This is a genomic window from Rhizobium sp. 01N424 (assembly GCF_056399485.1).
On record NZ_JBFTRK010000011.1, the window covers coordinates 14,295 to 26,589 of the forward strand.

The following is a 12,295-nucleotide window of genomic DNA, read 5'->3' on the forward strand; positions in this document are numbered from 1 at the left end:
GGCCGAGGAAAGGGCATGGGAGGCGCCGCGGTCATGTCAAAAGAAGGATGCTGGACGCAGCGCCGCTGCGCAGAAGTCGCCGCAGCGCCTCGCGCGCTTCCGGACGTCTTGTGGCACGCGATATCGGGCAGGGCGGGCCGTTACCTAGAATGTTGTCCATTTTGGATTTCGGTGAAGAATGGTGCCAAGGCAGAGAGTGGTCTTTATCATTCACCGCCAGATGCGGCCAATAAGGCCATTCGCCCACCGAAACACACTAACTACCGGAAAACGCGTCTTGATCGAGAAAGTACTGGAACTAGACGGGCGCGATGCGGGTTTATCGCCACCAACAGAATGGAAGACCCAAATGAGCGATAAAGAGCAGGCGCCGATGGTGACGTTTAACAGGATCGATAAGAGTGCGCACTTTTCGTTCAGGGGGCGAAGGTATGAACTGCAGGGGAAGTACAACAGCCTCGATGACGCTCGACAGGTAGCGGAGAAGCAGTGCCGCGCCATGGGCTGGAACGGTTAACTCAAAATTAACCAAAGCCGAGCATCCTGTGCGCAGTTTCCCCATGTAAGTAGCTGGTATTTATCGGCCGCGCTCCCCAATGAGTGCGGCCTTCTTTTTGCGCTAACCGAGTAAATGAACGTGATACGCAATATCCGAGAGAACACGACCATTCTCGAAGTCGTCTTCACCCACGAGGGCGTCGAGCGATATGTCCATACCCTTGCGGTATTGTCTGCAAGATCTGTTGGAGCCGGCATCGCAAAGGCAGTCCAACAGTTCCAAAAAGAATGTCCCGGTGTCGCGCTTACTGATGGCGTCACCATCGCGCTTCGAAATGCGGACCTATCGTGAAATTCGTAAGCTGGTAAAAGACGGCCGATCGGGAACATCGAGCGGTTTGCGAAGTTAGTGTTTCCTTAGGCGCAAAGGAAACCTCACATGAAAATCATAACTGCAATTGCCGCTGCAACGCTGTTGACTGTGGCGCTCTCTGGCTGCGGCAACACAATCCGCGGCATGGGCAAAGATACCGCCAATACGGTGGACGCTACACAGAACGCAGGCCACCGAGTAAACCGCGCAGCCTCGAACTAAGTGAGGCTCAGATAGGGCGTGGGATTTATTCTGCGCTCTCTACGCCTTTTGGCTGAATTGTATTAACTGCGGATCTCCTTATTCATCACTGGGTCGGGGAAGTAGAATAAGATGATCGAAACCCCTATATGCCAAAAGCCCGTCGCACCGGAATGCGACGGGCTTTTTTTGTCTAGGCCAGTTTGATGGCCGCATCTCTTTGCTTCCGGCATTCCTCAACGAAGCCAAGGCATCGGGACCGGACCGAACGAAGCGCCGGCCAGCCGATTTTTCCGCTCGTGGCCGTAGCTGCGTGCGGGTTCAGTCAGGTCGCCTGAAACGATCCAGCGCGAAAATGCCGAGGCAACGCCGCGCATCATCGATGACTTGATCAATGGCGTCGGGTCAATAGGGGGTGCCGTCCTTGTCTGCGCAACAAGCGCCCTCGGAAGGTTCACGCGATTTTGCAACTCGCCAAGCGATGGAATTGCGTGGTGACAGGCGGAACTCTTGCAATCGTCGAACTATCTCGAACCGATCGAACTCGTTGTGAACGTCATAAGGATTACGCCGGCTGCAGCCGTCGCCTTCAACAGGTCGCTTGGAAGCAGCGCTGGGGCGGCCGAGCGTTGGCTGACTTGAGGAGGAGCCTACGCCTGTCAACGTCTGGCAGCCGGCTAAAAGGAAGACTTCCGACCAAAACCTCTCGCATAATCAGGGCCGAATGATAGAGTTGGCTTTTCTCAACCAATGGGAGCCGCGACATCGCTAACGTCAGCAATCCAGACCATAACCCACGCCGCGTAACCGACATGGATGCCCTCATCGGAGTGCGCCTGCGGGTCGCGCGCCTTTCTGCTGGGTTAAGTCAGACAGTCGTAGCCGACCATCTGGGGATCACATTTCAACAGGTTCAAAAATATGAGCGGGGCGCAAACCGCATTGCAGCCACGACGCTCAACAACGTCGCCGCCCTCTTCGGGGTTTCGATCCTCTATTTCGTGGAAGAGGGATCGGGGAAAGGTACGGCCGAGGAGGTACCGCTACGTCCGAAGTCTACAGACTTGGCCATGACCAAACGGGGCCAGCGTCTTCTGAGATATTTCGCGGCATCGCCGGACAAGGTTCAAGACGCGGTCTTCAGATTGCTTCAATCCACTGGAGGAGACGAAGGTGAAGGCGACGACTGATTGGCGGATGGTTTGATTTGTTACCGGGGAGGCCGGCGTTGGCCTCGCCGGGCGCAGTCGCCCAGATTGACCAAATCGACCATCCCGTCTGCCTCTCGGTCTCCAGTAGGACGCCATTAAAATCCACTGCCAGCCTTTAAATATGTCTACGGTAATTATCGTCGGCTTTCTCGGAGACCTAGTACCGACGATAGGCATACCCTGTTGCTGGCGCCCTGAAGGGCGTAGACAAGCCCCATGGCCGCACACCCATTTGATTCCTTCAGTGCAGATTCTGATGGACCGCAGCGTCTCTCATGGCTAGGTGTTCGGTAGACAGCGGGGCTTCTTCGCTAGCCCACACCAACATCGCCAGCGCGGCGATGGCCAGGTATCCCAGTTTGCTCGTTAACGCGCTACGCGCAGCTTGAGCACGGGTGCAGCCGGTCCTAGTTATCGAGTTCATTTTGTCGCACTCGCTGCAGGTTCGTGCTAGGAAACCTTTATGCGGCTCGGTCCAATCCCCAGATATGGGCTGGACCGGCAGAGCGCCCTTGGCTGTGGCTCAATCTTCCCAGATCCAACAATTTCGAACAGCTGGTAAGGTTCTCATTCTGTAAGACATACCGAGATGCAGAGACGCCACTTCACCAATTTTTGAGACGATACTCCCTAAAAATTGGACACCGATTGGTTCGAAATTCGAATTGTTGACTGGGCGAGCAACTAGATAGCACCCGACCACCGCCGCCTATCGAACAATAAAAATGGGGGTTCAGTGGGTCTCAATGCTTGCTGTCGTCTGCGGGTCAACAAGATCGTGGCCGAAGGGGTTTGCAGCCACCAGAAGGGCTAAAATCAAGATCGCGGCAGACAAAGAGATCGCGGGGGATGTCATGCTGAACCCTAAGAAGAGAAACGCGAACGCACTACCTATCGCGCTCTCGGACGATAGCTTCCAAGTGTCAAGCATTCGTAAAGGCCAGGGGGTTGCCGACGCCCATTGAAATCCTTGGATGTGCTAACGATCGGAACTTTCCAAGCCGACCAGACCTGGCGACGTTCGGTCCTGAAAACAGCCTCGGAGTAAGGAGTTTCGGGCATCCAACCACCGAGATTGGCCGTGACCATGCGACGACAGCGGGGCCGCTGGTGCCTTGCACGGGGTCAGTCTCGGGCAGATGTAGCTGGGCTATCCGGGCGCAAACTGCCTTTGAAGGAGGTGAAGCTTGGATGTCAGCTTCTTGTCCACGGGGATATGCGCCGACTACCTCGAAATCGTCACTAGCATCAATCCGCATGTGGCCTGTGCCGGCCGGGAGAAGAATACAATCTCCAGCGCTCAAGTCGATTTCGTTCCCGTCAGGCCCGCCGATCAGCAGCTTGGCATGGCCTTTGCCGACACCTAGCACCTCATGCGCACCCGAATGATAATGCTGGTAGTCAAACACACCGTTCCGCCAAAGTCCCGTCCAACCATGCGAAGCAAACAGTTTCGCAAACTCGTCCGATCCATCCTTTGTGATGAAGACGCCACGATAAAGCAAAACGGGAAGGGAAGGGTTGTTGGGAACCCACGCGCTCGCGTCGAAGATCAGTTTTTCGATGTCCACTTGCTGCCTCCGGCCTCCGTGGCTGATCACAACCTTGCAATGGCTGTCGCCGCTTTGCCCCGTGGTGACGTTCAAAAAAGGTTCCACGCTGCAACGGCGGCTGCGATCCAGAACAATCCACTGACCTCAGCTGCGATCAGATATCCGGCTGTACGTTCGCTCATGCTCTCCTCCATCACTCCCATATTGTGACAATGCAACATGTCGCGTGAAGGTTCCCACGTCGAGGTCCTTGGCGAGGCTTCGCTTGTGCTGTCGATGCACCAGGCGGGCTCCTCAAGTTGTTAGCGTTCTAGTAGGATTTTAGAACGGGAGCGCACCCATATCGCGAAGGGGCAAGTGCAAACCGTAATATCTAGGTCACCGACGTAGATCCAATCCCTGGAGTGCACCGGCCTAGCGCGGTTTGCCGGGATCGACCAGACGGCCATCGGTCGTCACTATAAGCAATTCAAAAGAAAGCCCCGCTTGCGGCGGGGCGAGTGGCGGGAGTGGACATAGCCGGCAGAGGAACAAGCCGGCACTTCATAAACGCGGGTTGACCTGTATTGGTTCCTTGCGGGACCGGTCGACGAACATTCGGCAAAAAGAGTTGCTTCGAAAGTTTCGATAGGATCGCGCCAAAACTTTCTCAGGAACCACAGCCCAAACATCGTCAATGTAATGAATAAGAGGACGCCCAAACCTTTCCTAAAGACGTTCAATATGGACACGCTGCTGACCGAGATTCCATGTGCGTCGCTGGAATGTCATTGCGGCTTTACAAGGAGAGCCGGGGACATCCTTTGACTTTCCAACCGCCAGCGGATCACTATGGCCGGCGCCATATCGCATTTTGCAAAGGAGTTGCCCATGCCTCCGCGTTCATGGGTGGAACGCGTCTTTAAGGTTGTGCGATGGAGAGACCATGCCGAGGGAGGTCATTTTGCGGCGATGAAGCGCCCCGTGGAACAGGCAGAGGACATCAAACCCTTTTTCGCGGGCTGGGTCGAAGTGCGTAAAGACCTGCCTGCGGAGGTAGATTGAACACTATCTCGGTGTCCGGATTTGCGCCGATGCCCGTGCGACAGCCTAAAAGGTCCCTGGGACAACGCCGCGAATTTGATCCAGATCAGGTCAAATTCCCCTAAATTTCGAGGGGGGAGGTTTTTACGCTCACCGCAACTCGAAAATATAAACCCAGAAATCATAGTTGCGTTGACTCTAATACATGGTCAGAGCCTCCATGCTCCGTCTCTAATGGAGGAGCGCAAGATGTCAGTAACGTTGAACACGTCTATATCCTGGAAGAATGCAACACCCGACGATGCAACTATGCTGGATAGTCTACAACCCAACATCATAAAAGCTCACGTTCGGGAGTTTTTGACCCTACTCTTTCTCCAATTCGAAGATCAAGCAGGTTCGAAGCACTTTCTCAAGACTTTATCGAATTCGATGATGAAATCGGCCAAGCAACACCTGGACGAAATCGAGGCGTTCAAGTCAACGCCGCCTGTGGCTGGAACACCCTATGTCGGCGTTGGTCTGACAAAGAAAGGTTACGACAAACTCGGAATAACCCAGACGCCGGGCGACAGTCTCTTTGGGAGCGGGATGCAGATGTCCGAGCTAAACGATCCCGATGCCAGTACCTGGGACCCGTACTTTGGCGATGACATTCACGCGGTTGTCCTTGTCGGAGATATGCTCAACGAGACGAAAGTTGCTGCGCACGACCAAGTTGTCAGCCTGATCAACAGCTCCTATGGCGTCAAAATTGTCGGCTCGCAGGATGGGTTGGGCCTGCACAACAACAACGGCCAAGGGATCGAGCATTTCGGCTATGTCGATGGCCGCAGCCAGCCGCTCTTCCTCACAGAAGATATCGAGGGCGAGGAGAACGGGACCGATGGGACCGCAAACTGGAACCCCGACTTCCCGCTTGGCCAGGTCATCGTCGCTGATCCGGCGGCCCCCGATCCAACCGTGCATTTTGGAAGCTACTTCATTTATCGCAAACTCGAGCAAAATGTTCGGCTCTTCAAGGAGGAAGAGGAGAAGCTGGCCGTTCGGCTCTTCGGTGCAGAAAACGAGATCGCGGGAGCCATGGTTGTCGGCCGCTTCGAGGACGGCACCCCCGTCACCATGCAGTTCGAAGACGGAGTTGAATCTCCGGTGCCCAACAACTTCAACTATTTCAGCGACAAGAGCGGCGCGAAGTGTCCGTTCTCCGGACATATCAGGAAAACCAATCCACGTGGGTCGGGCGGGTTCGAAGATCAGGATGGCGAACGCAAGCACCTTATGGCGCGACGCGGCCAGACCTATGGCGTCAGGACTGACAATCCGAATGACGGCCGGATTGACAACAAGCCGGACAAAAACGTCGGCCTTCTGTTTATGGCCTTTAACAGCGATATCGGCAACCAGTTCGAGTTCACGCAAAAGAACTGGGCGAACAACCCGGGTTTCCCACGTGTGCCGGCCGGTTTTCCTTCGCCCGGTGTCGACCCCGTTATCGGCCAGATGCCGAGTGATGGCCTACGCCCAGACATGGAGGGAGCGACTGAGTGGGGAAATCCCGCTTCCATGATAACGACACCGGCTATGCCGCGAGCCGTCACCATGAAGGGTGGCGAATACTTCTTTATGCCGTCACTGGCCTTCCTTAGGGCGCTGTGAGGTGAGGAGGTCAGCAGTCATCGCTGGCCTCCTTTTTTCACCACGCCTGCCCGCGGTCTGTGAAGGCGCTCAGCACAGCTGAAGGCAGGCTCAGAAGAGGCGTATTCAAGCTAGGTGTCCCGGGCCGCGGCATAAACGTCCGCAACATTCTACCGGTCAAACTCGACAATGACCCCGGGTTTGACCATGCTGCTCAGCTCTTCGACGTCCCAATTCGTAAGCCGGACGCAACCGTGAGATCCGGCCTTATCGATCAATGACGGTTCTGGCGTGCCGTGGATGCCGTAGGTCGGTTCCGAAAGATCGATCCAGACGGTGCCTACCGGGTTGTTAGGACCGCTCGGAAGCGTGAGTTTTGTCTTGTTCTTGCCTTGCTGAAAGTTGATTTTGGGATTGTAGACATATGGCGGATTGCGCGCCACACCGTTGACCTTGTGCTTGCCCGAGGGGGAGGGATTGTCCTCGCTGCCAATTGTCGCGGGATAGACGGCCAGGACTTTGTTGTTCTCATCGTAGGCAACAAGCTCGCCTGCCTTGCGATGCGCCTCAATCCGCTTGACGTTTCCTGTCCGGGGAGCGCCGATCACGGCTACGGACAGCGTTTCGCCCGGGACAAATTGCGCAGTCGGGTTCAGCGCATAGATCAGGTCGACGTCCATATGGAAGCGCTCAGCCAATTTTTCGGCGATGCTGGTATAGCCAAGATGGGCCATTTTTGCCTGATCGGCGTAGTCTTTCGGAATCTCCGCAACGATGTCGTCGCCGTCATCGGGGGCAATAATGTAGGGCCCGACGACGTGCTTGTCGTCGGACAGTTGCGCTACTATGTCAGCGTCCAACTTTCCATCGACGGGAAGTCCCTGCAGCATTTCGAAGCCCGAGATCGCTTTCCGAACGTTTGCGCCATCCAGTCCGTCAATGACCCCCGGGGACGCGCCAGCACGATCTAGCAACACCTGAAGGTGAATGATCACGGGATCTGGCTGGGCGTTTCGTGGGCTTTTGTTGTTCTCCTCAGACAAGAGAGTTGAGAGATCGGCATTATTGATCGCCTCGGGCGATAAACCTTGAGCGTGAGCTGCTCCCATCGATGCGAGGGAGATGACGGAGCTGAGAAGGAATGTTTTCATCATTCCGCCTAATGCTGCCAACCTGCCTGATGTTCCATCGACGCGCGCGATCACTGCCTTGGCGAATGCTTGCGTTCGCTGCCGGCTCCGACAGAAAGGCGAGCTTTTGAGGAGCGATATGGTTCTTGAAGCGACCATACGTCATCTCGATCGTTCCTCGCATGATGCCCATCGAGCAACCGAGCCTTTGTCCTTACTGCGACTTCTGACCTACAATGATCTCAGCAAGGCTTACAAATTTTCCCGCCGGATAACGTTGAAGATAGGCTTCAATCATTGCCGGATTGCCGCTGTCGCGAACGCTTTCCCAAAACGACACCTCCACCGCGGGATCCTCGCTGGTCGCCGGGCCACGATCAAGGCGTGTCCGGGCGAGGTCGGCAAAGGTTCCGTTTGGATAGCGCTCAAGATAGATGCGAAGCTCTGCACCATCATCGTCCTCCCGGATCGACTCCCAGAATGCCACCTCAGCGGCGTCGCCCTCAACGACCAATGTCGCGTCCTTCGACGGCGAGTCGATAGATTTGGGCACTGACAGCATGGGGTCGTAGTCCGGGTCAAACAAGACCTTAAATACGCGAACCGGCCGAGGAATGTTCTTGACGCTATGTTCGCCCATATCCTCAAATTTGGCAGCGACCCGATCGCGCAGGTGATCGCGAACGCCCCGCGTCACACAGATTCCGCCAATCTCGGCTAAGCCCTCAAGGCGCGCCGCGATGTTGACACCATCGCCAAAAATGTCTCCATCCTTGACCATTACGTCTCCGATGTTGATGCCAATGCGAAAATTCATCTGATGATCTGGCGCCTCATCGGCGTTCGCGCGGCCGATGGCAAGCTGAATTGCTATCGCGCAGTTGAAAGCCTGAACGACGCTTGGAAATTCGGCAAGGACACTGTCGCCGGCCGTTCCGAATATCTGGCCGTTCGCACTTTCAATCAGACCGTCGACCACTGTCCGGTGGCTTGTGAGTATAGCAAGGGTTTGCTCTTCGTTGACGTGCATTAGACGTGAGTAACCCTCGACGTCCGCAGCCAGAATCGCGGCGAGTTTTCGTTGCAGGGGTGGTGCTTCCAAGATCGATCCGATCCGACGGTTTGTGTTTTCAATAGAATGTGCAATCTGACGAGGTTGTTCCGCGACATGGTGCAACGGCGATCTTTGCCTTGAAACGAATGTTTGCCTTTCGAGGACAAGACCGGTGGCCCGCGCTTGCACCGAACTCTGGCGCCTCTAGTTTCAAGGTGAACAAGAACGCTGGAGAGATGCCGTGACGAAGATCGCAGTGATTGGGATGGGCGCGATGGGCAGTGCGGTGGCGAGGACACTGCTCCGCTCGGGCGCAGAGATCGTCACTCACCTTGAAGGACGCTCGGCTCAAACACGAGAACGGACGACGGCCTCAGGGGTCAAGGACATCGATCTAAAAGCATTGCTGACGTCGGACATCATTCTGTCCATCGTTCCGCCCTCACAGGCATTGGCCGTAGCCGAACATATAGGCAGGCTAGCGCGCGCCGAGAACTCTGCCTGCGTCTTTGTTGACTGCAACGCCGTCTCGCCAGAGACCGTGGCCAAGGTTGCAGATGCTTTCGATGAAAGCGGTATAATGGTACTGGATGGCTGTATCATCGGTGGGCCGCCGGAGCCGGGCAAGCGCGGCCCACGCCTTTATGTCAGCGGCGGAGCTGGGCAGGTCGTCCCAGTGCTCGTCGAATACGGCCTCGATGCTCATTTGCTGGAAAGCGGCTTGGGCGCGGCCTCCGCCCTGAAAATGAGCTACGCGGGCATCAACAAAGGCTTGATTGGACTGGCGACCGCGATGCTCTTGGCTGCAGCAAAGAGCGGAGCTGATAAGGCGCTGATGTCCGAACTGGCAGAAAGCCAGCCCCAACTTTTGGCGAAGCTTTCGACGAGCATTCCTGACATGTATCCGAAAGCATACCGCTGGGTGGCAGAGATGGAGGAGATCGCCGCCTTCCTTGGAACGAATGCGCCCGGTGCAAGTGTATTTGCTGGGATAGCGGGCGTGTTTCAGAAGATGGCGGTCGACAATTCGGGTGACCAGGTCCTGGCGGCGGCTTTATCCGAAATGCTGGAGACGGGATCAGCCCACGGCAGTATCAATCGCTACGATGCACTCAGCAATGGGAATTTCGATGCCGGCAGCAAGGGCCTCGAAGCCGTTCCAAGCGCTCGGGAACGGCAGGATCATGCGGAATTGGAAGACGAACTAGAGGAGGGGCTCGAAGACAGTTTCCCGGCCAGCGACCCTGTCTCGGCGACTGTTACCAGTATCCCGGGTCGCGCCAGGGCTTCGGAGAATTGATAGATGCGGTCGATCCCAATCAGTTGTCGTTGATCGCGTCATCGATCTCGACGCCGATGGCAATGGCCGCAGTATGTTTTGCGAGGTCGGCTGGCAGGGCGTCGTCCGCGTTGGAGACGGATGGTAGGCTCTCAACAGCGAGTCATCGCCTGTCCAAAGAAGATTTCGCCCCAAATCAGGACTTTATCAATTCCTGTACCCGCTTCGTGAGTGTGCCTATGTCGAAAGGCTTGGTGATGACCTGCATGCCCGGTTCGAGATGACCGTTCCCGAGAACTGCCGTTTCGGCATAGCCAGTCACAAACATGACTTTGAGTTCGGGGCGAAGCTCACGCGCCGCGTCGGCGACCTGCCGGCCGTTCATTCCGTTCGGTAGTCCGACGTCTGTGATCAGGAGATCAATCCTCACGTCCGAGCGCAGTATCTTCAATCCTTCCGGACCGTCACCGGCTTCCAACGTGCGATAACCGGCGTCCTCGAGTACATCGACGACCAGCATGCGGACCAATGCCTCGTCGTCAATCACCAGTACGGTCTGTCCATTTTCGGACTGGAAGTCGCTAAGTTCGGCCTCTGCGGTGGCGGGAATGTCTTCCGCAGTCGCGTGACGAGGCAGGAATATCGTAACGGTGGTCCCTCGCCCGACCGCGGAGTGAATCCTGACGTGGCCGCCGGACTGGTTCACGAAGCCGTGGATCATCGACAGACCCAACCCCGTGCCGAGGCCAATAGGCTTTGTCGTGTAAAATGGTTCGAACGCACGCTTTGCCACTTCGGATGTCATGCCTACGCCGTTGTCCGATACGGCCAGTGACACATAATCTCCGGCAGGTATTTCCCGCAGGCTCCCTGCCGCCCGGTCGATCGTTCGGTTGCCCGTCTCAATTGATATCAGGCCGCCATCAGGCATCGCGTCGCGAGCGTTGATGCAGAGGTTGAGGAGCGCGTTCTCGAGCTGGTTGGGATCGACCAGTGTTGGCCAAAGACCTTCGGTGGCATGGAACTCCACAGCCGTCTGAGGACCAACCGTGCGGCGAACCAAGTCCTCCATATTCACCACGAGCCGGTCGACATTCGTTGATTTCGGCTCCAGCGTCTGTCGCCTGGAAAAAGCCAATAGGCGGTGAGTAAGCGCGGCAGCCCTCTTCGCTGCACCCTGCGCGCCCGTCATATAGCGCTCGAGTTCGGCAAACCGGCCCTGCTCGATCCGGGTCTGCATCAGGTCGAGGGAGCCCGAGATACCTGCCAGCAAGTTGTTGAAGTCGTGGGCGAGGCCACCAGTAAGCTGTCCGACGGCTTCCATCTTCTGACTTTGCCTTAGCGCTTCCTGAGCCTGCTCCAATTCGGCTTCACGCTCCTTCACGTGAGTGAGGTCGCGTCCGACAGCGATAAAGTTCACGCCGTCCAATTCCGGGGCGACTGTCCACTCGATATGCTTCCAGCCGCCATCGCTTGTGGCGATGCGGTTTTCGAAACGGGTCGGCTGACGAGTCATTGCCATGCGGCCTATCGCCTCTATCGTCGGTGGCTCGTCCTCAGGATGCATGAAAGTGGCATAGCCTCGGGAGAGAAGCTCTTGCTCGCTCCATCCCAGTACCAGTTTCCAAGCAGGACTAACCGCCGACATCATCCCGCTATAGTCAGCCCTTGCCAGCATGTCCTGTGAGAGATTCCACAACCGATCACGTTCTGCGGACCGGGCCTCGACTTGAGCCTCGAGTGTCTCGTTGAGCTCTCGAAGACGCGTTTCGCTTTCCCGCAACGCGTGAACGCCGCGCGCCCGCTCAACGGCGATCCGGGTGCGCTCCGCGAATTCCTTGATCAGAGCGAGTTCTCCATCGCTCCAGTTGCGCTTTTCTCCATGGTTGACGAAAAAGACTGCCACGAGCTTACCTTGTTCAAGCACGGGCACGTTGACGAACGCCCGCGTGCTTTTTCGTTCCAAGGCGTGAGCGGCCGCACCGGCCGTCCTGGAATCGGTTCTTGTGTTATTAATGACAGTAAACTCGCCGAGCTTGAGACTATCGACGAAGGTTCCGTACGCGCGCAGTGGCACTGTGCCGGAGAGCGATTCGACACCCATCGCGGTCCAGTCGCGATCTGTATGGAGTGTCTCCGTGTCGGGATCTACCGCGGAATACCCGACCCGGCTGCTGCCGAGCGTTTGCCCGAGAACTTGTGCGGCGGCATACGCGATATCAGCAGGTTGCTCAAGATCGCGGATGGCGTTGGTCAGATCGACAAGAGCGTTACGTCGGATCTCCGAGGACTTTCTTGCCGTGATCTCCAGGGCTGTCCCGGTCACCCGCAAACA

General features: G+C 56.5%; 8 protein-coding genes and 2 pseudogenes. 6 read left to right on the forward strand and 4 right to left on the reverse strand.

Features of this window, described 5'->3' with window-relative positions:
- The first annotated feature begins 277 nt into the window (after positions 1-277).
- From AC1DNK_RS23455 to AC1DNK_RS23465, 3 genes are all read left to right on the forward strand, one after another.
- Positions 278-517: a hypothetical protein gene (locus tag AC1DNK_RS23455; RefSeq protein ID WP_477943592.1), complete on the forward strand. Its 240-nt coding sequence runs from the start codon at positions 278-280 to the stop codon at positions 515-517.
- 420 nt (positions 518-937) lie between these two features.
- Entirely contained in the window at positions 938-1,093 is a 156-nt protein-coding gene (locus AC1DNK_RS23460) for an entericidin domain-containing protein (RefSeq protein WP_477943593.1), read from the forward strand.
- A 791-nt stretch (positions 1,094-1,884) separates the two neighbouring features.
- The gene (locus AC1DNK_RS23465) at positions 1,885-2,262 is read left to right on the forward strand and encodes a helix-turn-helix domain-containing protein (protein ID WP_477943594.1); all 378 of its coding nucleotides are present in this window, start codon (positions 1,885-1,887) and stop codon (positions 2,260-2,262) included.
- A gap of 944 nt (positions 2,263-3,206) precedes the next feature.
- Here the strand turns inward: AC1DNK_RS23465 and AC1DNK_RS23470 are convergent.
- Positions 3,207-3,854: a cupin gene (locus tag AC1DNK_RS23470; protein WP_477943595.1), complete on the reverse strand. Its 648-nt coding sequence runs from the start codon at positions 3,852-3,854 to the stop codon at positions 3,207-3,209.
- 1,254 nt (positions 3,855-5,108) lie between these two features.
- On the opposite strand from AC1DNK_RS23470, the gene AC1DNK_RS23475 reads away from it, so the two are divergent.
- Positions 5,109-6,518: a Dyp-type peroxidase gene (locus AC1DNK_RS23475; RefSeq protein ID WP_477943596.1), complete on the forward strand. Its 1,410-nt coding sequence runs from the start codon at positions 5,109-5,111 to the stop codon at positions 6,516-6,518.
- 149 nt (positions 6,519-6,667) lie between these two features.
- Here AC1DNK_RS23475 and AC1DNK_RS23480 read toward each other — a convergent pair whose 3' ends face one another.
- Together AC1DNK_RS23480 and AC1DNK_RS23485 are read right to left on the reverse strand one after the other, a co-directional pair.
- Positions 6,668-7,648: a L,D-transpeptidase family protein gene (locus tag AC1DNK_RS23480; protein WP_477943747.1), complete on the reverse strand. Its 981-nt coding sequence runs from the start codon at positions 7,646-7,648 to the stop codon at positions 6,668-6,670.
- Positions 7,649-7,841: 193 nt separating this feature from the next.
- On the reverse strand, positions 7,842-8,729 hold the full coding sequence (locus AC1DNK_RS23485; protein WP_477943597.1) for an adenylate/guanylate cyclase domain-containing protein: 888 nt from the start codon (positions 8,727-8,729) through the stop codon (positions 7,842-7,844).
- A 208-nt stretch (positions 8,730-8,937) separates the two neighbouring features.
- Here AC1DNK_RS23485 and AC1DNK_RS23490 point away from each other — a divergent pair.
- Positions 8,938-9,327, forward strand: a pseudogene (locus AC1DNK_RS23490) (NAD(P)-binding domain-containing protein); the annotation flags it as partial.
- A gap of 147 nt (positions 9,328-9,474) precedes the next feature.
- Positions 9,475-9,981 carry a DUF1932 domain-containing protein gene (locus AC1DNK_RS23495; RefSeq protein ID WP_477943748.1) on the forward strand — a complete coding sequence of 169 codons (507 nt, stop codon included), beginning with the start codon at positions 9,475-9,477 and terminating at the stop codon, positions 9,979-9,981.
- 175 nt (positions 9,982-10,156) lie between these two features.
- On the opposite strand, the pseudogene AC1DNK_RS23500 reads toward AC1DNK_RS23495, so the two are convergent.
- Positions 10,157-12,178: pseudogene (locus AC1DNK_RS23500) on the reverse strand (ATP-binding protein); the annotation flags it as partial.
- Positions 12,179-12,295 lie beyond the last annotated feature (117 nt).

Coding starts and splice junctions, on each gene's coding strand:
- AC1DNK_RS23460 (WP_477943593.1), top strand. CDS start 938: ATGAAAATCATAACTGCAATTGCCGCTGCAACGCTGTTGACTGTGGCG.
- AC1DNK_RS23465 (WP_477943594.1), top strand. CDS start 1,885: ATGGATGCCCTCATCGGAGTGCGCCTGCGGGTCGCGCGCCTTTCTGCT.
- AC1DNK_RS23475 (WP_477943596.1), top strand. CDS start 5,109: ATGTCAGTAACGTTGAACACGTCTATATCCTGGAAGAATGCAACACCC.
- AC1DNK_RS23480 (WP_477943747.1), bottom strand. CDS start 7,648: ATGAAAACATTCCTTCTCAGCTCCGTCATCTCCCTCGCATCGATGGGA.
- AC1DNK_RS23495 (WP_477943748.1), top strand. CDS start 9,475: ATGCTCTTGGCTGCAGCAAAGAGCGGAGCTGATAAGGCGCTGATGTCC.